The following is a 21,092-nucleotide window of genomic DNA, read 5'->3' on the forward strand; positions in this document are numbered from 1 at the left end:
AATCAGGGATAAAAAGTCAGGTGAAATACATTACTGTTTATTTATACAGTATTTATAAAATATTTGTCCAGTGCTTTTTTATTTATCTGCTTTTAGGCAGATTTTTTGCCGCTGGCAACACTCACCACTGCCGCCAAACCCTGTCGCAAGGCAGCATAAAATCGCGTAGCATAAGGCATCTTTGCAGTTCAGGAACTGATATGTCGGCATGGAATGAAAGACGTGAGCCCAGTGCAACCCAAAGACCGCTGGACCACCGCACGGCCTGGCAACGTGACAAAGCCAGAATTTTACACAGTGCAGCCTTTCGCAGGTTACAAGCCAAAACCCAAATTATGGGGGTTGGTTTAAATGACTTTTACCGCACCCGCCTGACTCACTCGCTGGAAGCTGCCCAGATAGGCACGGCTTTAGTGGCGCAGCTGAAATTAAATGCTGCAACCCCGCTGCAACTGGCGTTGTTACCAGAAGACAGCCTGATGGAAGCCTTGTGTCTGGCCCATGATATTGGCCACCCGCCTTTTGGTCATGGGGGTGAAACAGCATTAAATGCGGTGATGGCAGATTTTGGCGGTTTTGAAGGTAATGGTCAGACGTTGCGTATAGTCGGCAAACTTGAACCTTATACCGAAACTGGTGGTATGGATTTAGCGCGCCGCACTTTATTGGGTTTATTAAAGTACCCTATGTTACAGCCTCAGCTGATTGATAAACACAAACCCTGTAAAGCCATATACCGTGAAGACCAGGATTTGCTGGACTGGATTTTAGCGCCTTTATCCAGCCTGGACCGCGACCTCTTTGCCGAAACAGAAGCTCTGGCACAAGCGCCTTTTATTAAGTCCCGTTATAAATCACTGGACGCTTCTATTATGGAGCTGGCCGACGATATCGCTTATGGGGTACATGATTTGGAAGATGCGGTGGTGACAGGCACAGTACAGCAGCACTTATGGCTTAACGAGCTGCCGCAGCTATGTTGCGACTGGCCTGCCGATGCCATACAGTTTTTACAGCAGGTGGGCGACAAGCTGTTTCATCCCGCTCATCATATTCGTAAAGATGCCATTGGTGCTCTGGTCAATCGCCTAATCACCCATGTAACATGGGCTGAAATATTGCCGGACGCCGCTGAACCTTTAATTCGTTATAACGCCGTGTTACCGCCTGTTGAGCAGCAGATGCTGCAACTGCTGAAGTCTTTTGTCTACCGTCATGTTATTTTGCACCCTAGCCTGCAACAACTGGAATTTCGTGGTCAGCGTATAGTGCAGCAGCTATTTAGTGCTTTTAGCAGCGACCCGCTGCGTTTATTGCCATTTAATACCCAACAACGCTGGCGACTGCAGCAGGAACATGGCCTTGGGCCCCGGGTGATTGCCGATTATATTGCCGGTATGACAGATGAATATGCCGACAGAATGCATCAACGTTTATACGGCCGTGTTTATTGATGCTAAAGCCATGTTTTACAAACCGATACGCCAGAGCGGGCAGCTGATAGCAACAGCAGATAACGGCACCAGAGAGTGATGCCAGATAGTGACACCAGATAACAGCAGTATTTATCAGCATTGTTACCACAAAGGTTTTTACCAGAACAGCAAGGAGCAGCTTTGTCTTCCCCGTTAATTATTAAAGCCGGCCCTACTGCGCTGGCTTCTATCAAACAACATGGTTTAACCGCCGACGCAGTTGAAGTTTTAGTGGGCGCCAGTGGTGGCCCTAAGTGGTTTAGTTTATTTGGCCTTGATCAATATTTGTGTGCTGAGTTTTTTAAAGACCGGCAAAAACCACTACAACTGCTGGGCAGCTCGGCCGGCGCCTGGCGTTTTGCCTGTTATGGTCAACAAGATCCTGCCGCAGCCTCAAGGCGCTTTTGTGACGCCTACCGCACTTTGTGTTATCCAGCCAAAGCAAATATCAGAGAAGTCAGCGCCATTTCTGCAACTGTGATGGACGCTGTTTTTCCAACGGACGATCATCTGCGTCAGGTGGTTGAAAACCCGGTGTTTTTACTGAATTTTGTGGTAGCACGGGCCAAGGGCATCAATAAACTACAAAACAAAGCGCTGCAAATTGGCGCTTTAACCCTGACAGCTGCGGCAAACTTAGTACACCGCCGTACCCTGGGCTTTTTTTATCAAAGGTATTTATTCCAGCATCCGCTAGCTGCAGCTTCTTTTGCTGATCTGAAAGATTTGCCAACCCAACGTATCCCGCTTAGCGGCGATAACTTAAAAAATGCGCTTTTGGCAACAGGGGCTATTCCACTGGTGATTTCGCCTGTCACCCATATCGAAAAAGCCGGCAGCGGCATTTTTGTCGACGGTGGTATTCTGGATTATCACTTTGACTGGCCTTTTAGTCACAAAGGCCTGGTGTTGTATCCGCATTTTTACCCACATTTAAGTCCGGGCTGGTTTGATAAAAACTTAAAATGGCGCCGTGGCAACAAACAACATTTTCATAATCTGGTATTGATGTGCCCAAGCGACAGCTGGGTCAAAACTTTGCCTTATGCCAAAATTCCGGACAGAACCGACTTTAATAAACTAACAGACGCCGCTCGAATCGCTTATTGGCAAGAAGTGACAGAGCGCTCTTTTGAGCTGGCAGAAGCTTTTAAAAACGGCAACTACAGCCTGGAAGCTATATAAAATAGCTTTGGCGGTTTTAAGGCAAAAATTACTGAAGGTTTTATCAGCACCCCGTAAAAACAAAAAGGACAAGCCAAGGCTTGTCCTTTTTAGTTTGATGCTTAAAGCGCTTAATTAAAACCCTAAACTGATGGTTAAACTGGCAGAACGTTCAGCACCTAATAAATAAGCACCTTCCTGACCGCCGGCCAGGTATCTTTTATCAGTCAGGTTATTGATGATAAAAGATAAATCCAGCGTTTGAATAAGACCAGCCTGCGCCATTTCGGCATGATAACCGGCATACAGGTTTAATAAAGTAAGGGCCGGAATTTCATCACGGTTCCACACCGCCACTTTGTTAATTTCAGTGCGTTTGGCTGCACCAAAATATTCCGCTGTGTATTTGGCACCTAAACCTGCACGGTAATTTTCATGCTGGTATTTTAAAGTGGCACTTAACATTTGCTCCGGAATAGCCGCTACTTTGTCACCTTCGCGATAGCCGTTGACGTTTTGGGTGTATTCAGAGTTGTTTAATGTTAAACCTGAGTTCAAGCTCAGACTGTCGGCAAAACGCCAGTCGATATTGGCTTCCAGACCTTTAGACTTCACACCACCGACGTTGACAAAGGTACCGTCCAGTTCAGTCAGGTAATCCGGCGCACCATCCACTTCCTGATAAGCCAATAAGGTAATACGGTTATCAAAGTTGATGTTATACAAAGTGGCTGACGCATTGATGCTATCGCCCTGATACCTTAAACCTAAGTCAAAGTTTTGTGCAGTTTCCGGCTCCAGCTTGTTAAAGTCCTGACCCACTGTGTTGAGCAAAGTGTCGGGAATTGCTTTAAAGTTCTTGGAAAAACCAGCGAAAAACTCAAGATTGGCGGTTAATGGGTAAACCAGACCCACACTTGGCAATAAGTCAGAATCTGAATCCAGGCTACCGTTATTCGCGCTGTTAAAGTTGTCGTTACGCTCAACATCAACCAGATATTGTTGCACACCCAAAGTCAGCTCTAAATCGCCTAACGCAATTTTGTCCTGAACATAAAACTTCATCACGTCATTTTGGTAGTCGTCGTTAAACTGTACCCAATATGGTGTTTCGTCATAATAGTGATACACCTTGGCGTCCAGCACCTGGTGCCAGTCACGGCTTTGATTACGCTCTTGTTGTTCAAACCATAAACCGGTGCGGATCTGCTGGTTATCCAGCTGCCAGTTCAGGTTGGCGGTCAGGCCATAACGGTTTTTGTCATAGTGGGTATGACGGTAAGATGACACTCTTTTGGCATTGCTGGTATCGGCTTTTGGATCCAGAATTGGCCGCCCTTGTGCATCCACATAATTAAAGGTTTGACGTTTAGCGCCATTGCCCTGACTGATCTGCTGACCTTTGGCATCAGTTGCATACACCTGATAAGGCGGTAACCAGTCACCACGACCTTCCTGCAAATGCAGATAAGGGCTGACGTCCAGTTGCAGGTTTTCCGAAAGGGTAAAATCGCCTTTGACATAAGCCAGGGTGTTTTCACGTAAAGTTGACCAGGCTTCGGCAAAATTCTGGTCAATATCCGGGTTGCCGGTCCAGATGTTGGTTAAACCGTCAAACTTTGGATTTTGTTTAAACTGCGTCAGGCTGCGGTAGTCGTAGTTATCTTCATGCGCATCATCATAAGAAAAACGGGCGGTAATTTTGGCGTTATCAAGCTCTGTCACAGACTTGGCTTCAGCGTGTAAACGGTTAGAAAAACCATTGCTGCCGGTACCAATCCAGCGGCTGTTGTAGCTGTCTGACAAACTGAAATAAGAAGTGGTGTTGCCAAGCACTTCACCAGAGTCAAAACGGGCAAAATAACGGCGGGCATTAAAACTGCCGGTGCTGTAATCCAGCCGCGCTTGTTGCTCTGCCATTGGGTTGGCCGACACAAAGTTAATAGTACCACCAAGGGCGTCTAACGAGGCTGAGCTGATATCACCAGTACCCTGGCCTACTTCGACAAAACCGGTATTTTCACTATCGAGATAACGGTTGGCTTTACTACCGCCGGCATATGCAGAGCCACCGTTTGGAATACCATCGACGGTAATACCAATTTGTTGATCGGCACGGTCAATCACAAAACCGCGCATGCTGACCGTAGTTGTGTAATCGTCGCTGCCAAAGGCATCGCCCTGCGCCACATTGACACCAGGTAATTTGTTAATCAAGTCCATCACATTGCTGATGGCGGCTTGTTGCAGTTTGGCGCTTTCGTCTGTGGCATTGTTGGCATAAGCCACTTTTTTGCCGGTGATTGACATCACTTCAATCGCAGCTTCTGCATCGGCGTTGTTGGCCATTTCTTCGGCCTGAACTGCAGGTTGTAATGCCAATAATAAACTCAGGGTCAGTGGGTGTAAGCGGGTTAATAACACAGTGAAATCTCCCAAAATTGCGCCAGAAATAAGTTGTTTGTTTTCTTCGTTGTTGTTAGTCGGAGCAGTACCGACGGCGGCTTATACTGGGGCAAAAAAATGACCAATTTGTGAAAACAAGGTGACAGATTTAATATTTGTGAGATTTAACCGGCAGTTACATGAAAACGCAGAAACACAGCAAGATACTGGATAAACACAAAAATCAATAATAGCGGGGGCAAAAACAACAACGCCTGCAAAAGCAGGCGTTGTTGTTAACTTTAAGAATTAGTTGGCACTGAGCGCTGGTTTATCTGCAGCTGGTGCTGCAACTTTGGCAGCAAAACGGCGGCGCCAACGTGCTTTAATACGACGTTTTAACGATTCCAGACTGTCGTAGAAAGTCGGAACTACCAGCAGCGTCAACACTGTTGACGTGATAGTACCGCCAATCACAGCGATGCCCAGCGGACGGTAAAAACCAGAGCCTTCACCAATACCAATGGCAACAGGCAACATACCGGCGACCAGCGCAAAAGTAGTCATCAGGATAGGACGTAACCGCTCCCGACCTGCCGCTATTAAGGATTCATCCAGACTCAGGCCCTCTTCTGCTTCTTTTTTGCGGGCGCAGTCAATCAGCAAAATGGCGTTTTTCACGACGATGCCCATCAGCATCACCACACCTATCAGACTCATCAGATTTAAAGTGGAATCAAAAGCCAACAGCGCTAATACCACACCAATTAAGGACAATGGCAACGACATCATAATGGCAACAGGCGCCAGGAAACTGTGGAACTGCACCACCAAAATCAGGTACATCAATACCACAGCTAAACCAAGGGCACCAAAAATACTGCCAAAAACTTCGTTTTGGTCTCGACCTTCACCACCCACCACTAAATCATAACCAGGCGGGAAGTTAATTTCTTTAGCCAAATCCATCGCGTCTTTAAACACTTCACCAAAACTGCGGCCTTCAACGTTGGCGCTGACTGCCATCATGGTTTCACGGTCTAAGTGTTCAATCAGCGCCGGACCTTTGCCCAAAGTGACAGTAGCCACCTGCTCCAGCGGTACCATAGCGCCTGTTTTACTGGACAGCAGCGGCAGCTGCTCTAAATCCTGCACAGTGGCGCGCTCTTCCGGACGAATGCGGACAAACACATTACGGGTTTCGCCGGTAGGATCTACCCAATCGCCAATTTCAGCACCGGCAAAAGCAAGGCGTAATGCACTGGCGGCGTCGCTCATGGATAAACCAAGGCTTGACGCCAGACCACGGTCAAATTCAACCTGCAGTTCCGGTTTTGGATCCTGCGCTGACAAACCAACATCTACAGCACCAGGCACCTGTTTTAGCTTGGCCAGATAATCCATCACTATGCCTTCAAGCACCCGGGTTTCAGGGCCACGGAACTGAATTTGCAGTTTTTTGCCGTCACCGCCACCTCCACCGCCATTTAAGTCGGCCGAGACGGTAAACTCGGCACCAATTAAAGATTTAATTTGTGCCCGCACGTCGGTGGCAACTTCTTCAGCGGAGCGGCTGCGTTCTTTTTCCGGCACCAAACGCACAAACACCTGGGCACGGGTAATATTGCCCTGAGTGCCCACTGTGGTTTGGGTGTAACGATGTTCCGGAATTTTCTGCGTGATTTCAGCAACCTGCGCTGCTTTTATCCGGGTGTATTCTAAGCTGGATTCAGAAGGGGTACGGATACTGACAATAAAACCACCGTTGTCGGTTTCCGGCATAAAACCAGAGCCACCATGAGCTCCCTGCAAATAAATAGCACCAAAAAAGCTGCCAAAAGCCAGCAACCACATCGATTTACGGTGTTTCAGCGCCCAGCCGATTAACCGTGAATAACGTTCGGCCTGATGATCAAACCAGTTATTAAATTTCTGGAACACTAAGCCTAAACCACGGCGTTTAGCCGTTTTGTCATGATCAGGGTCGTGCCAATAAGCCGACATCATTGGATCTATGGTAAAAGAGATAAAAAGCGACACCAACACCGAACAAGCCACTGTTAACCCAAAAGGTTTAAACCACTGACCTGTCATACCGTCCAAAAAGGCGATAGGAATAAACACTGCCATGATCGACATGGTGGTTGCTGTCACCGCCATGCCAATTTCTTTGGTTCCGTCACGGGCGGCGGTCATATTGTCTTTGCCCATTTCCATATGACGCACTATGTTTTCCCGCACCACTATGGCGTCATCAATCAACACGCCTATGGCCAAAGATAAACCTAGTAACGACATAAAGTTCAGTGTAAAACCACAAGCCCAGACGGCGATAAAAGACGCCAGCACTGAGGTTGGTAAGGCCAAAGAGGTAATTAAGGTAGAACGCCAGGAATTCAGGAAGACAAACACCACAATAATGGTTAATAAAGCGCCAAGCCCCAAAGCTTCAGTGACGTTACGCATACTGGCGGCAACGTCTTCACCCTGATCCTGCACTATGACTAAATCCACATCTTTAGGCAGTTGTTTTCTGATTTCTTCAATCTGTACCTTGATAGCGTCTGTCACGCTGATAGTGGAAGCTTCACGCGCTTTTACAATATCAATACCCAAAGCTTTTTTGCCGTTAAAAAACGACAAACGGCGTTGTTCAGCACCACCATCAACAATATCGGCAATCTGACCTAAACGAATGGCCTGGTCGCCATTTTGTTTCACCACCATCTGCTCAAATTCACTGATGTCTTTAAGCCTGCCTTGCAAACGAATACTTTGCTCCTGCAAACCATCCATCACCCGGCCAACAGGGGCTGCTAAGTTCTGGCTACGCAGTGCATTGGTTACATCAACCGCAGACACCTTGGCTTCACGCATAGCATTGCTGTTGAGGAAAATGGTCATTTCCCGCTCCAGTTCACCTTCCAGCGTCACTAAAGCAACACCTGGCACTGAGCGCAGCTTACGGCCAATATCCACATCAGCCAGGCGGGAAATTTCCAGTGGGGTTAAGGTTTCTGACGATAAAGCCAGAGACATCACAGGCTGGGCATTAGGATCGGCCCTGTTGATAAAAGGCTCTTTCATTTCAGTCGGCAGCTTGTCGCGCACCGTAGAAATACTGTCACGCAGTTCCTGCGCAGCCGCTGTTAAGTCTTTATCAAAGTCAAAAATCACCACTATAGTGGCGCTGGAATCACGGGCATAAGAGCGGATATCACGGATGCCCTGAATGGTCGACATCGAGTCTTCCACCCGGTTTAAAATTTCGCGTTCAACTGTTTCCGGGGATGCGCCTGGGTAAGGAACATTCACCACCAGTACCGGCGGCTGTACATCGGGGAACTGGTTGGTTTTAAGTTTGGTTAAAGCAAAATAACCAAATAACATCAGCGCTATGGTAACGACCACCACGACCAGTGGTCTTTTGATACTAAAATCTGACAAAAGCATAACTTAGTTCCCCACCACAGCTGCCTGAGCGCCAACGGCAGTTTCAGGTTTTTTGCTAAGTTCTGTGTTGTTTACCGTAACACTGGCGCCTTCTTTAATAGCACCTAAAGGTTGCAACAGTACCTGATCGCCAATATTCACGCCGGATAACAGCTGAACTGTGCCCCAACGTGGATCTTTGGCGCCAATATCAACTTTCACTTTATGCAGTTTATTGTCCGTTAATTGCCAGACAAAATGATTGTCCCCTTCCTGCACCAATACCGATGGCGGCACCATCAGACTTTGTTGATTGGCAACAGCGATATAACCTTCGGCATATAACCCAGCGACTAAATCCGCTTTATTGCTGATGGCCACAAACAGTTGCACCTGACGGGTGGTTTCAGCCGCTTGTGGGTTAATGCGCTCAATCACACCATCAAAACGCTGATCGTTATAACCATTTACTTTAAAGTTAACAGCCTGACCTACTTTCACCTGGCCGACTTGATCGGCGGCTATATAACCTTCAAACCTCATACTGGATGGGTCTATCACCACCATCAGCGCTTTGCCAATCTGCGCAGTGTCGCCGGCTGAGGTTTTACGCATCGCTACTACACCATCAAAGGGTGCCCGAACCTCAGTGCGTTCCATTTGCTGACGCGCTTCTACCAAACGTGCTTTGGCAGAGGCCAGCTCAGAATGGGCCTGATTGGCTTTAATTTCAGCAGACTCCAGCACTTCGGCTGTCACCAGATTTTGTTTATGCAAAGACTGCATGCGGCGTAATTGTTTTTGCGCCTGATCGGCAGTAACTAAAGCAGAACGTTCAGCTTCCTGGGCTGACATTAACTTGTCGCGAAAGGTCGTCTGGTCAAGTTGCACTAAAAGTTCACCGGCTTTCACCAAATCGCCATTATCTTTCAGCACTTTAGTCACTATGCCCGACACTTCGGCATTTAATTCTGCCTTTACCACAGGTTGCAACGAGCCTGAAACCATTGGGCCACGTGCTAATTCACTGGCCTGTAATTGCAGAATATCGGCGCTGACCAATGACAGTGGTTTGCTGTCGGTTTTCACTTCGGGAGCTGTTTCTGGTTTGGAACAAGCGGTAAGAAAGGTGGCAACAATGGCGGCGTAAAATAAGTTTTTCTGATAGTTCATATGCAAACCCGTTAACCTGATACAAGAATGGTATTTAATAATGCCTTCAGTGTACTGTATTTGTTAAATGAGGTTAGCTGCTAAACAGTAACAAGTTATGACAAGATCCATAACTTGCTTATTCTCAGTCAGTTAGTTTGCTTTTTTCATGCAGACATCAGCTCTGGCCTGAACCGCAATATCCGGAAAATCGGTAAAAACACCATGGATGCCGCGGCCGAAAATCCAGTTCAATTCATCATTGATACTCATCTGTTGCTGCTTGTCATCTGACAACAGGTATTGCGACTCTTTTCTGAAGGTATAAGGATGAACCACCAGCCCAGCAGCGGCGGCCTGCGTGATTAATGGCGTTTCAGCGCCAATCTGAGGGTACAGGTTCTGACGCCATGGGCCTATACCCTCAGCATAACTGGCCACTGCCGCCAGCCCTGCTGTTGTGGTTAAATCACCATAATGAAAACCTTTTTTCAGTAAAACCCTAAGCTCTGCCGTCAGCAGCCCCAACGGAAACAACCCCTGCTCAGCACCATAAATATCAAAAGGTTCGGAAAAACTATCTTTGGGCTGTAGAAATTGTTGTTTGGTGTCACCAAGCAGTTGCACCAGTTTGATCTGCGGCAGACCTGCAGCTGGCAATAACTGTTGCCGCAGCCTGACAAGGTTACTGACTTCAAACGACTGAATATAAATGTGGGCCGGTAAACTTGGTGTAGTGCGCAGCTGATCCACCAATAGTTCGGTAATGTCCTGCTGCACAGGATTTCCCTTCACATCAACAGCAGTGTAAGCAAAATATGCCGGATGTTTGGTTTCAATATAAATGCCCACTGCAACACCTGTCTGTTGCTGATGCCGATTCAATAACTGTAAGACTTCAGCAAGGGTGACTATGCTATAACGGCCATCATGAGCCGCACTTTGTGGCCGAAGCTTGGGCATACTTTCTTTTAGTCTGAGGCTTCGAAGCTCAGCAAGGGTAAAATCTTCGCTAAACCAGCCTTGCTGCCAGATGCCATCCACCTGCTTTTTCGTGTATCGGTCGGCAAATTCGGGGCGGCTTGCCACATCAGTGCTGTGGCTCAGTTCGTTTTCATGGCGGGCAATCAATACACCGTCGCGACTTGGCACTACATCAACTTCAATAAAATCTGCACCTTGTGCCAGCGCCAGCTGATAAGCCGGCAAACTGTGTTCGGGTAAATAACCGCTGGCACCACGATGCGCTATCACCAAAGGCCATTGCGGACAAGACGCTATGGCAGACACACTACAAAACACCAAACCAATCAACCAATAACGCATCTGACACTCCGGTTTTTCCAAAGAGTGCGAGTGTAAAAATATCAGATGATATTTTGATGACAAAAAGGCTGGTGAACTACCAGGTTTTAACCAGATATTGCGCCTGTTGGCCGCTATAGCTGGCAAGATTTGTGATGGCCTCTGGCGAGAGTGAAAGCACGGGGTTAAAGCCCCTTTGTTGCCAATAAGAAGCCGAGTTTTGTACTGCCACCAGGGTTAAAGCGGAGAGTGAAAGCTGTTGCGCCTGCTGCTCAGCTGCGGCCAATAATTGTTGTGCTACCCCCTGGCCGCGAGCGTCACTGCTTACCGCCATATCATGCAGATATAAACAATCAGCTTGGGTAACTTCGGTAAAATCTTCAGCAAGCGGGTTCACTTTGCCAATCAAACTTGGGTAACAAAACAAATAACCCCAGAGTTTGTCCTGATAAGTGGCAACCCAACAACTTTGTGGAAAAGCCAGATAACGGCGTTTAACCAAATCTGCAGGTTCAAATAATTCAGCGGAATAACAGCGGTCTTGCAGTTTAACAACTGCAGGCAAATCAGCAGCCTGCATCTGGCGGATAATCAACATACTTCAGAGCCCACCTTGGGTGGGCTTTCCTTTTTTCAAATCGCGGAATTATTCGAGGTTTTTTAATAAGGTTTTATCTAAACCATCACCCGACAATAATTTAATCACAGCCTGGCAATGCTCCAGCGTAAAATCACCTTCATTGATCTGAGCGTTTAATGCATTACGGCGTTTTTTCACCACATCGCTGATCACACTGGCATCAATACTGTTTTTGGTGCGCATATCCAGCTTTTCCAGCCAGGGATACAAAGTTTGTTCAGCGTCAAATGCAGCTTTACGTACCTGTGGGTGAAAATCCTCACAGGCATTAAGGTTCAGCAAATAAAAGTTCAGGTAACCGGCAACTGTAACTAACTTATAATCCTGATCTGCAGCCTGCACTGAACAACTCAGACCGGCGGCAACCAGACTGGTGAGCAACCATTTTTTCATTTTGTGATCCCGCTGTTTTTGACTCTCGACTGTACCAATCTAAACAGAAAAATCTTAATTTGCAATCGGCGCACCAAAAAAGGAAGCTCAGCACAAGCAATAAGTTAAGTCACCTGACAAGCGCTACCAACAGGATAAAGTCTGCCAGCGTAGTGAAGCACCGCAGAACCTGAGTGGATTACCTGAGTGGACAACCTGGTGGATAAAAAGTACAGCCAGACCTCAAAGGCCTGGCTGTACTCCGGTTAAAACAACAGTAGATCCGACGTTTCGCAAACCAGCTTGCCAGGTCGCAACTCTTAACCAGGCACCCGCACCCAACCTTCCATTAATACTCTGGCGCTTCGGCTCATCATGGCTTTTTTTACTTGCCACTGGCCATCAACCACCGCAGCTTCTGCGCCCACCCTCAAAGTTCCGGACGGATGGCCAAAACGCACTGCAGTGCGCTCACCACCACCGGCGGCCAGATTCACTAAAGTACCCGGAATAGCAGCAGCAGTGCCAATAGCAACAGCTGCAGTGCCCATCATGGCGTGATGTAATTTACCCATCGACAGTGCCCGCACTGATAAAGCGATGTCGTTTTGGTGAATAGCTTTACCACTGGACGATACATAAGCGGCAGGCGGCGCCACAAAAGCAATTTTGGGTGTGTGCTGGCGGCTTTTAGCTTCACTGAGCTCGCTAATCAGCCCCATTTTCAGCGCGCCATAAGCACGGATGGTTTCAAATTTTTCCAGCGCTTTGGCGTCGCCATTAATAGCGTCCTGCAGCTCTGTGCCGCTATAACCAATATCAGCTGCGTTAACAAAAATGGTCGGAATACCGGCATTAATCATAGTGGCGGCAAAAGTACCAATGCCTGGCACTTCTAAACTGTCCACCAGATTGCCGGTTGGAAACATAGCACCACCGCCGCCATCTTCGTCGGCAGCAGGGTCTAAAAACTCAATCACCACTTCAGCAGCCGGGAAAGTCACCCCATCCAGCTCAAAGTCGCCGGTTTCCTGAACGAAGCCGTTAGTCACAGGCACATGGGCAATAATGGTTTTACCAATATTGGCCTGCCAAATCCGCACTGTACAGATGCCGTTTTGTGGAATACGCGCAGCGTCCACCAGACCATTGCTGATAGCAAAAGAGCCAACAGCCGCTGTTAAGTTGCCGCAGTTGCCGCTCCAGTCGATAAAAGCTTTATCAATAGCCACCTGACCAAACAGATAATCCACATCGTGGTCAGCTTTTTGGCTTTTACTTAAAATCACCGTTTTACTGGTGCTTGAAGTAGCGCCGCCCATACCGTCGGTATGTTTACCATATGGATCTGGGCTGCCAATGACCCGCAACAGCAGCTTGTCGCGCGCTTCACCTGGCTGCTGCGCTGCCAAAGGTAAATCCGTTAAATTAAAAAACACACCTTTACTGGTGCCACCGCGCATATAAGTAGCGGCAATTTTAATTTGTGGTGCAAAAGTCATGATTTCACCTTGTTAAAAAAGCCGGCCCTGCAAAACAGACACCGGCTTGTGTTCAATTACCCAAGCTGTTAAACAGCACCACCCAAAAAGTCTTTGGCAAAACGCTGCAGTACACCACCTGCGTCATAAATTGACACTTCTTCGGCGGTATCTAACCGGCAGGTCACCGGCACTTGCAGGCTCTCGCCATTACGGCGATGAATAACCAGAGTTAAATCTGCTCTTGGCAAACGCTCGCCAATCACGTCATAACTTTCTGTGCCATCCAAAGCTAAGGTCTGGCGATTGGTGCCGGCTTTAAATTCCAGCGGCAATACACCCATGCCCACTAAATTAGTGCGGTGAATACGCTCAAAACCTTCGGCAACTATGGCTTCAACACCGGCTAAACGCACACCTTTGGCCGCCCAGTCACGCGATGAACCCTGACCATAATCAGCACCGGCAATAATAATAAGCGGCTGTTTACGTTCCATATAAGTTTCGATGGCTTCCCACATCCGGCTGACTTTGCCTTCTGGCTCAATCCGCGTCAGCGATCCTTGTTTCACCTTGCCATCCACCACTGCCATTTCGTTGATGAGTTTAGGGTTGGCAAAAGTAGCACGTTGTGCTGTTAAGTGGTCACCGCGGTGGGTGGCGTAAGAGTTAAAATCTTCTTCCGGTAAACCCATTTTATGGAGATATTCACCGGCCGCGCTGTCCAGCATAATGGCGTTGGATGGTGATAAATGGTCTGTGGTGATGTTGTCACCCAATACCGCCAGCGGCAGCATGCCTTTAAGCGTGCGCTCGCCTGCTAAGGCACCTTCCCAATAAGGTGGACGGCGGATATAGGTACTTTGTGGCCGCCAGTCATACAACGGGCTGATTTTTTCACCAAAATCAACCGACACCGCAAACATCGGCTCATACACTTTGCGGTATTGCTCTGGTTTTACGCTTTTTGCAACAACAGCATCAATTTCAGCGTCTGTTGGCCAGATATCCTTTAAGCGGATTTCACGGCCATCCACCATACCCAATACATCTTTTTCAATATCAAAACGGATGGTGCCGGCAATGGCATAAGCCACTACTAAAGCTGGTGATGCTAAAAAGGCTTGTTTGGCATAAGGGTGAATACGGCCATCAAAGTTGCGGTTACCGGAAAGTACCGCTGTGGCGTATAAATCACGCTCTATCACTTCTTGTTGAATGACTGGGTCTAAAGCGCCGCTCATGCCATTACAGGTGGTGCAGGCAAAACCCACAATACCAAAACCTAAAGCTTCTAAATCGCTCAGCAAATTGGCTTCTTTTAAATACAGTTCCACCGCTTTGGAGCCGGGCGCTAACGAACTTTTCACCCAGGGTTTGCGGTTTAAACCCAGTTTATGGGCGTTACGGGCCAATAAACCGGCGGCAATGACGTTACGTGGGTTGCTGGTATTGGTGCAGCTGGTAATAGCGGCAATAATCACAGCACCATCCGGCATTAAACCGGGTTCATTTTCCACCACACCACTGATGCCTTTGGCAGCAAGTTCAGTAGTGGCAACACGGGCATGTGGGTTGGAAGGACCGGCGATATTACGAACTACTGTTGATAAATCAAACTGCAGCACCCGCGGATACACGGCTGTCGTTAAGCTGTCAGCCCAAAGTCCGGCGGTTTTGGCATATGTTTCTACCAGTTTAACCTGGGCTGCATCACGGCCTGTTAAAGTTAAATAATCCAAAGTTTGCTGGTCGATATAAAACATCGCCGCAGTAGCGCCATATTCAGGCGTCATATTGGAGATAGTGGCTCTGTCACCCAGGCTTAAGCTGTTTGCGCCTTCACCAAAAAACTCCAGATAACTCGATACCACTTTTTGTTTACGTAAAAACTCAGTCAGCGCCAGCACGATGTCGGTGGCCTGAATACCAGGCTGGGCTTTACCTGTCAGCTCTACACCAATAATGTCCGGTAGACGCATCCAGGACGCGCGGCCGAGCATTACACTTTCCGCTTCCAAACCGCCAACACCAATGGCAATTACACCCAAAGCATCCACGTGCGGGGTATGGCTGTCGGTACCGACTAAAGTGTCAGGAAAAGCCACACCGTCAATAGCATGAATAACAGGCGACATCCGCTCTAAATTGATCTGGTGCATAATGCCGTTGCCTGGCGGTATCACATCGACGTTTTTAAAGGCCTTTTTCGTCCAGTTAATAAAGTGGAATCTGTCGTCGTTGCGTCTGTCTTCAATAGCGCGGTTTTTATCAAAAGCATCTTTTTCAAAACCGCCGTGCTCAACGGCCAACGAATGGTCAACAATCAGCTGGGTTGGCACCACAGGGTTTACTTTGGCCGGGTCGCCGCCCATCTGGGCTATCGCATCCCGCAGGCCCGCTAAATCCACCAAAGCGGTTTGGCCTAAAATGTCATGACAAACCACACGGGCCGGAAACCAGGGGAAATCCAGCTCTTGTTTACGTTCAATCAGCTGGCTTAAATAGGCATTTAACTGTATTGGTTCAGCACGGCGCACCAGGTTTTCGGCGTGGACACGGCTGGTATAAGGCAGGGTTTCCCAGGCGCCCGGGCTGATGTTATTCACCGCCTCACGGGCGTCAAAATAGTCTAACTGAGTGCCGGCAAGCGGCTTACGATATTGAGTGTTCATATTGAGCTTCCAGAGCTGCGGCCAATGATGACCGCCAGCAAAATTAAGCAATAAATCGGGTTTAACAAAAAAGGGACGCTAAGCGTCCCTGTCGGCGCTGTTAGCCCCGCTGTGCAATAGGCGTCACTTCACGCGGCTCCACACCGGTATATTCAGCACTTGGGCGGATAATACGGTTGTCGGCGCGCTGCTCCATCACATGAGCGGCCCAGCCGGTTAAACGTGAGCAAACAAAGATAGGCGTAAATAACTTGGTTGGAATGCCCATATAGTTGTAAGCCGAAGCGTGGAAAAAATCGGCGTTACAGAACAGTTTTTTCTCACGCCACATCACCGCTTCACAGCGCACAGACACGTCATACAGTTTGCTGTCACCATTGGCTGCTGCCAGTTTTTCTGACCAGGCTTTGATCACAGCATTGCGTGGGTCTGACTCTGCGTAAATCGCATGGCCAAAACCCATAATTTTATCTTTACGCGCCAGCATACCCATTAAGGTTTCTTCGGCGTGTTCAGGGTTTTGCATATGTTCAATCAGTTCCATTGCCGCTTCATTGGCGCCACCGTGCAGCGGGCCGCGCAAAGAGCCAATGGCACCTGTGATACAAGAATGCATATCTGAAAGTGTGGAAGCACAAACACGGGCAGTAAAAGTAGAAGCGTTAAATTCATGCTCGGCGTATAAAATTAACGAGGCCTGCATCACTTGTGTATGCAAGGCTTGTGGTTTTTCACCATGTAAAGTCCAGAGGAACTGCTCAGCAATAGAATCAGCGCCGGTTTCTACCTCAATACGTTTGCCATGGTGACTGAAGTTGTACCAGTAGTTAATCAGGCCAGGGAAAATTGCCAGCATGCGGTCAGTGGCGTCCTGCTGCTGTGCAAAAGATTGTTCTGTTTCCAGATTGCCCAGCATAGAGCAGCCGGTACGCATCACATCCATCGGATGGGCAGAGGCCGGAATACGCTCCAGCACTTCTTTTAACGCCTGTGGCAGACTACGCATGGCTTTGAGTTTAGTTTTGTAAGCGGCAAGTTGTGCTTCCGTTGGCAACTCACCTTTTAAAATCAGGTGCGCCACTTCTTCAAATTCACAATGTGCGGCTAAATCTTTCACGTCATAACCACGGTAGGTCAGGCCTGAACCTGTTTTACCTACTGTAGATAAAGCGGTTTTACCGGCGATTTGGCCACGCAGACCAGCGCCCGATAATTCTTTTGCATTTGCCATGGGTGACTCCCCTTTTTATTGATGCTTAAAATTGATTAAAAATTGCATCGGCAGGTACAGAGATGTTGTGAACACCTGCCGCAGATTCAGTTTGCAGCTGCGAATAACCGCAAGCTGCTGCCATTTGCCGTTATTTGTTTTTATTTTCGGCAAACAGCGCATCGAGTTTTTGCTCGTAGCTGTGATAATTCAGAAAATCGTACAGCTCCATCCGGGTTTGCATGCTGTCGATCACCGCTTTTTGGTCACCGTCTGTCAGGATATTCTGATACACATTCAGCGCCGCTTTGTTCATAGCGCGGAAGGCACTGAGCGGATACAACACCATCTTCACGCCCACATCCGCCAGTTCTTGTTTATTAAACAGCGGCGTCTGACCAAATTCAGTGATATTGGCAAGCACCGGCACTTTAATCACGTCGGTAAAAGCTTTGTATTGCTCCAGCGTATACACAGCTTCGGCAAAAATGGCATCAGCACCGGCTTCAACACAAGCCTGAGCCCGTTCAATGGCGGCCTGTAAACCTTGTTGTTGCAGCGCATCAGTGCGCGCCATAATAAAGAAGTGTTCGTCGGTTCTGGCATCCACCGAGGCTTTCACCCGGTCGACCATTTCTTCTAACGACACTATTTCTTTGTTGGGTCTGTGGCCACAACGTTTTTGCATCACCTGATCTTCAATATGAAAACCGGCAGCACCGGCACGGGTCATCTCTTTGACGGTACGGGCGATATTAAATGCACCACCCCAGCCAGTGTCAGCATCCACCAACAGCGGCACTGAAGTTGCGCCTGTGATGCGGCGGATATCTTCACACACGTCATTGAGTGAGGTCATGCCTAAATCCGGCAGACCAAAAGAAGCATTGGCAACACCGGCACCCGACAGATACAGCGCCTGGTGGCCCACACGTTCTGCCATCATGGCGGTATAAGCGTTAATAGTACCCACCAGCTGCAGTGGGTTATTTGCTGTGATGGCCTGACGAAGTTTCAGACCTGCGCTTTGTGTTGCCATGTTAATTCCCCTGTTGCTTAAAATGTTGTTCAATATTTCGTCTGGATGCACCGATATGGCGGCGCATCAATAAATCAGCCAGTTCGCCATCTCTATTGGCAATGGCATTGATAATAGCTTTATGTTCGTCAAATGCCCGTGAAACCCTTGGGCCGTTCATACCCAGCTGCACCCGGTACATCCGCACCAGAAAATACAACTCGTCGCATAACAGATTAATCAGATAAGGATTTTTGCTGCCGAGAATGACACGGTAATGAAAGTCGACATCACCTGCTTCCTGATAATAACTTTCACCTTCCCGCACCCTTTGTGTCGACAAATGCTGATCAAGCAGCTGCTGCACCTGGGCAATTTCATCATCCGTCATATGTTGTGCTGCCAAACGGCAAGCGAGGCCTTCCAGCGTTTCACGAAGTTCATATAACGACAACAAACCCGCCACTGAAAGTTTTACCACCCGGGCACCGGCGTTTGGCGTGCGCTCTATCAGATGACAACGTTCCAGCCGTGCTAAAGCTTCCCGCAGTGGCGCGCGACTTAAATCGTACTTTTTGGCAAGTTCAGGTTCAGAGATTTTACTGCCAGGTGCTATCTGGCCTTCTACTATGGCTTGTTGTATTTGCAGTAATACTCTGTCTGCTGCTGTTACTGGATCACGCCAGGTAGGGCTTTGCATGATATTGTCGACAATTTAAATTGAATGGTGCCTTTTTACCGTGATTGGCATTTACGGTCAATACAATTGTCGACATAAACTAAATTTTGCAGCAGTGGGTTTCAGATAATAGCTGTAACAAATAACTTCCATTTGCCCGAAAGTCAGCTTTTAGAAAAATTTTTTAAGATTATTTTTTTCGAGTTCGTAATTTTTAGATAACTAAATGAAATAAAAAATTTCAGCGGGATTTGGCTACCGAATAGGAACTGGCGCGCCGTTATTGGCTTGCACTGGATAAGCTGGGGATAACCCCTGCATAAGCTGGGAGCAACTTTGGGTAAACTTACAAATTGTTCACCTTTTCAACGCCCTGTCGATGAAAAGCACGCTGAGCATTTTTTGTGCGCTTGGCTACACTGAAGCCTATGTCACACTGCATTTCTGGCAGTGTTCCACCGGTAGCGCACGGCTCAGTTAATGAGCCATTCCCCTAGGCCCAGAACAATGCGGATTGGTTCTGGGCTTCTTTTCTTTAGAAGCTAACTAACTTATTTAATTAAATTTTTTTACCAGCGGAAAAAGCTGGTAGAAGTTTTCACTGGTGAGTTTTGCCAGCTGCTCAATACTGACACCTTTGATGTCAGCAACAGCAGCAGCAACAGCAGAAACATAAGCGGGTTGATTGGTTTTGCCCCGATATGGCACTGGCGCCAGATAAGGTGAGTCGGTTTCTATTAATAACCTGTCGAGCGGTACTTGCTTCACGACTTCACGTAGCGGATCGGCATTTTTAAAGGTCATAATGCCGGAAAAGGAAATATAAAAACCTAAATCTAAAGCGGCTTTGGCCGTTTCCCAGTCTTCGGTAAAACAATGCAAAACACCACCACAACGCTGCGCCTGATATTGCCTTAAGATGGCTAAAGTGTCGGCTTTGGCGTCTCTGGTGTGCACTATCAATGGTTTATTCAGCTGGTTTGCCACTTCAATGTGGCTGATAAAAGCTTCTTGTTGCAGTTGTTTAGTGTCGGGACTGTAAAAATAATCCAGACCCGTTTCCCCTACTGCCACAACTTTTGGATCTGCCGCCAGTTGTTGTAACAAAGCCACATCAAGTACATCAGTCTGATGCAACGGATGTTCACCACAAGACACTGAAACCTGCGGGTAGTTTTGCACCAGGGCTGCCATAGCCGGAAAGTCAGCCAGACTCACCGACACACACAACATATGTTCAACCTGCTGCGCTTTGGCGGCCTGCAAAACAGCGGGTAAATCCATGCCCAACTTTTCCAGTTCCAGACGATCAAGATGGCAATGGGAATCAACAAACAAAACAAAATCTCCGGATTAACTACTTAAAGAAAAAAGGCAGTTCAGCAACAGAGCTGAGGTGCAGTCTTGTCAGAACAAACGCCTGTAACTACGGCATTAAAGTGTATAAGTTGGCTCTGGTGAGTCCTGTAGTCCGCTGATTAATTTTTCAATTTTGTCACGCAGACCAAGTTTATCGTCGATAAAAGCCACACCTATACCTGCGGGGCTGTTGTTTTGCGAGCCGTGTGGAGTCAACCAGGCCACTTTGCCAGATACAGGTGTTGCTTCCAGCGCGTCAGGTAAAGTCACCAGCAATGCAAGTGACTGACCAATTTTATATTGCCGTGCAGTGCGGACAAATAAACCACCTTGCTTCAGAAATGGCATATAGGCCCGGTTCAGTTCTTTGATATCTAAAAAATCCAACGGAATTTCTTCCATATATTCCTCTCTCAGCGCAGTAACCTGGGCAAATCCAACAACAAGGCAGTGAGTGCTAAGTTCTTATTCTGCCCCAAAATTTGCTGTTCGTCACGGCACCATTGTGACAGACGATCAAACAGCGCCTGGGGATGTGACTGGTTTTGCCTCAATAACAGCTGCTGTTTGATAAACCAGCTGAATAAAGTTGTGGTGTCCGGATGTTGTTCAAGGCGTTTTACCAATTCGGGAAGTTGTTGTTCACCGCGGATAAAAGCGTCCAGCTGAAACAATAAAGCCGCGGTTTCTTCCGCAACACCAGACTCAAGTAAAGCCAGCGCTTTAAGCGGCGCACCGGCGCAAT

General features: G+C 47.8%; 16 protein-coding genes. 2 read left to right on the top strand and 14 right to left on the bottom strand.

Annotation, left to right across the window (positions count from 1 at the left end; genetic code table 11):
• The first annotated feature begins 200 nt into the window (after positions 1-200).
• A complete protein-coding gene (locus RCH83_RS15060; protein WP_306523581.1) occupies positions 201-1,454 on the top strand; it encodes an anti-phage deoxyguanosine triphosphatase in 1,254 nt (417 codons plus the stop codon).
• A gap of 162 nt (positions 1,455-1,616) precedes the next feature.
• Positions 1,617-2,660 carry a patatin-like phospholipase family protein gene (locus RCH83_RS15065; RefSeq protein ID WP_306523583.1) on the top strand — a complete coding sequence of 348 codons (1,044 nt, stop codon included), beginning with the start codon at positions 1,617-1,619 and terminating at the stop codon, positions 2,658-2,660.
• 114 nt (positions 2,661-2,774) lie between these two features.
• Here RCH83_RS15065 and RCH83_RS15070 read toward each other — a convergent pair whose 3' ends face one another.
• The 14 genes from RCH83_RS15070 to RCH83_RS15135 all read right to left on the bottom strand — a co-directional run.
• Entirely contained in the window at positions 2,775-5,078 is a 2,304-nt protein-coding gene (locus tag RCH83_RS15070) for a TonB-dependent receptor domain-containing protein (RefSeq protein WP_306523586.1), read from the bottom strand.
• A 255-nt stretch (positions 5,079-5,333) separates the two neighbouring features.
• The gene (locus RCH83_RS15075) at positions 5,334-8,477 is read right to left on the bottom strand and encodes an efflux RND transporter permease subunit (RefSeq protein ID WP_306523588.1); all 3,144 of its coding nucleotides are present in this window, start codon (positions 8,475-8,477) and stop codon (positions 5,334-5,336) included.
• Positions 8,478-8,480: 3 nt separating this feature from the next.
• A complete protein-coding gene (locus RCH83_RS15080; RefSeq protein ID WP_306523590.1) occupies positions 8,481-9,629 on the bottom strand; it encodes an efflux RND transporter periplasmic adaptor subunit in 1,149 nt (382 codons plus the stop codon).
• A 132-nt stretch (positions 9,630-9,761) separates the two neighbouring features.
• Entirely contained in the window at positions 9,762-10,934 is a 1,173-nt protein-coding gene (locus tag RCH83_RS15085) for a glycerophosphodiester phosphodiesterase family protein (protein WP_306523592.1), read from the bottom strand.
• Between the two features lie 76 nt (positions 10,935-11,010).
• On the bottom strand, positions 11,011-11,511 hold the full coding sequence (locus RCH83_RS15090; protein ID WP_306523594.1) for a GNAT family N-acetyltransferase: 501 nt from the start codon (positions 11,509-11,511) through the stop codon (positions 11,011-11,013).
• Between the two features lie 48 nt (positions 11,512-11,559).
• Positions 11,560-11,946: a hypothetical protein gene (locus RCH83_RS15095; RefSeq protein ID WP_306523596.1), complete on the bottom strand. Its 387-nt coding sequence runs from the start codon at positions 11,944-11,946 to the stop codon at positions 11,560-11,562.
• 299 nt (positions 11,947-12,245) lie between these two features.
• Positions 12,246-13,427 (bottom strand): 2-methylaconitate cis-trans isomerase PrpF, encoded by a 1,182-nt coding sequence (gene prpF, locus RCH83_RS15100; RefSeq protein WP_306523598.1) that lies wholly within the window; start codon positions 13,425-13,427, stop codon positions 12,246-12,248.
• 68 nt (positions 13,428-13,495) lie between these two features.
• On the bottom strand, positions 13,496-16,081 hold the full coding sequence (gene acnD / locus RCH83_RS15105; protein ID WP_306523600.1) for a Fe/S-dependent 2-methylisocitrate dehydratase AcnD: 2,586 nt from the start codon (positions 16,079-16,081) through the stop codon (positions 13,496-13,498).
• A gap of 100 nt (positions 16,082-16,181) precedes the next feature.
• Positions 16,182-17,312: a 2-methylcitrate synthase gene (prpC, locus tag RCH83_RS15110; RefSeq protein WP_306523602.1), complete on the bottom strand. Its 1,131-nt coding sequence runs from the start codon at positions 17,310-17,312 to the stop codon at positions 16,182-16,184.
• Positions 17,313-17,442: 130 nt separating this feature from the next.
• A complete protein-coding gene (gene prpB / locus RCH83_RS15115; RefSeq protein WP_306523604.1) occupies positions 17,443-18,330 on the bottom strand; it encodes a methylisocitrate lyase in 888 nt (295 codons plus the stop codon).
• Between the two features lies 1 nt (position 18,331).
• Positions 18,332-19,009, bottom strand: a complete 678-nt coding sequence (locus RCH83_RS15120) for a GntR family transcriptional regulator (RefSeq protein ID WP_306523606.1) — start codon at positions 19,007-19,009, stop codon at positions 18,332-18,334.
• 534 nt (positions 19,010-19,543) lie between these two features.
• Positions 19,544-20,326, bottom strand: a complete 783-nt coding sequence (locus RCH83_RS15125; protein ID WP_306523608.1) for a TatD family hydrolase — start codon at positions 20,324-20,326, stop codon at positions 19,544-19,546.
• A 96-nt stretch (positions 20,327-20,422) separates the two neighbouring features.
• Positions 20,423-20,749, bottom strand: coding sequence for a PilZ domain-containing protein (locus RCH83_RS15130; protein WP_306523610.1), 327 nt, complete (start codon positions 20,747-20,749; stop codon positions 20,423-20,425).
• 11 nt (positions 20,750-20,760) lie between these two features.
• On the bottom strand, positions 20,761-21,092 hold a 332-nt coding region (locus tag RCH83_RS15135; protein ID WP_306523612.1), incomplete at its 5' end, for a hypothetical protein.

Origin of the sequence: Rheinheimera sp., assembly GCF_030824435.1 — a bacterium.
Lineage (GTDB): Bacteria > Pseudomonadota > Gammaproteobacteria > Enterobacterales > Alteromonadaceae > Pararheinheimera.

Excerpts from the sequence above, each read along its gene's own strand:
- RCH83_RS15060 (WP_306523581.1), top strand. The coding sequence starts at position 201 with ATGTCGGCATGGAATGAAAGACGTGAGCCCAGTGCAACCCAAAGACCG.
- RCH83_RS15075 (WP_306523588.1), bottom strand. The coding sequence starts at position 8,477 with ATGCTTTTGTCAGATTTTAGTATCAAAAGACCACTGGTCGTGGTGGTC.
- RCH83_RS15080 (WP_306523590.1), bottom strand. The coding sequence starts at position 9,629 with ATGAACTATCAGAAAAACTTATTTTACGCCGCCATTGTTGCCACCTTT.
- RCH83_RS15085 (WP_306523592.1), bottom strand. The coding sequence starts at position 10,934 with ATGCGTTATTGGTTGATTGGTTTGGTGTTTTGTAGTGTGTCTGCCATA.
- RCH83_RS15090 (WP_306523594.1), bottom strand. The coding sequence starts at position 11,511 with ATGTTGATTATCCGCCAGATGCAGGCTGCTGATTTGCCTGCAGTTGTT.
- RCH83_RS15095 (WP_306523596.1), bottom strand. The coding sequence starts at position 11,946 with ATGAAAAAATGGTTGCTCACCAGTCTGGTTGCCGCCGGTCTGAGTTGT.
- prpF (WP_306523598.1), bottom strand. The coding sequence starts at position 13,427 with ATGACTTTTGCACCACAAATTAAAATTGCCGCTACTTATATGCGCGGT.
- acnD (WP_306523600.1), bottom strand. The coding sequence starts at position 16,081 with ATGAACACTCAATATCGTAAGCCGCTTGCCGGCACTCAGTTAGACTAT.
- prpC (WP_306523602.1), bottom strand. The coding sequence starts at position 17,312 with ATGGCAAATGCAAAAGAATTATCGGGCGCTGGTCTGCGTGGCCAAATC.
- prpB (WP_306523604.1), bottom strand. The coding sequence starts at position 18,330 with ATGGCAACACAAAGCGCAGGTCTGAAACTTCGTCAGGCCATCACAGCA.
- RCH83_RS15120 (WP_306523606.1), bottom strand. The coding sequence starts at position 19,009 with ATGCAAAGCCCTACCTGGCGTGATCCAGTAACAGCAGCAGACAGAGTA.
- RCH83_RS15130 (WP_306523610.1), bottom strand. The coding sequence starts at position 20,749 with ATGGAAGAAATTCCGTTGGATTTTTTAGATATCAAAGAACTGAACCGG.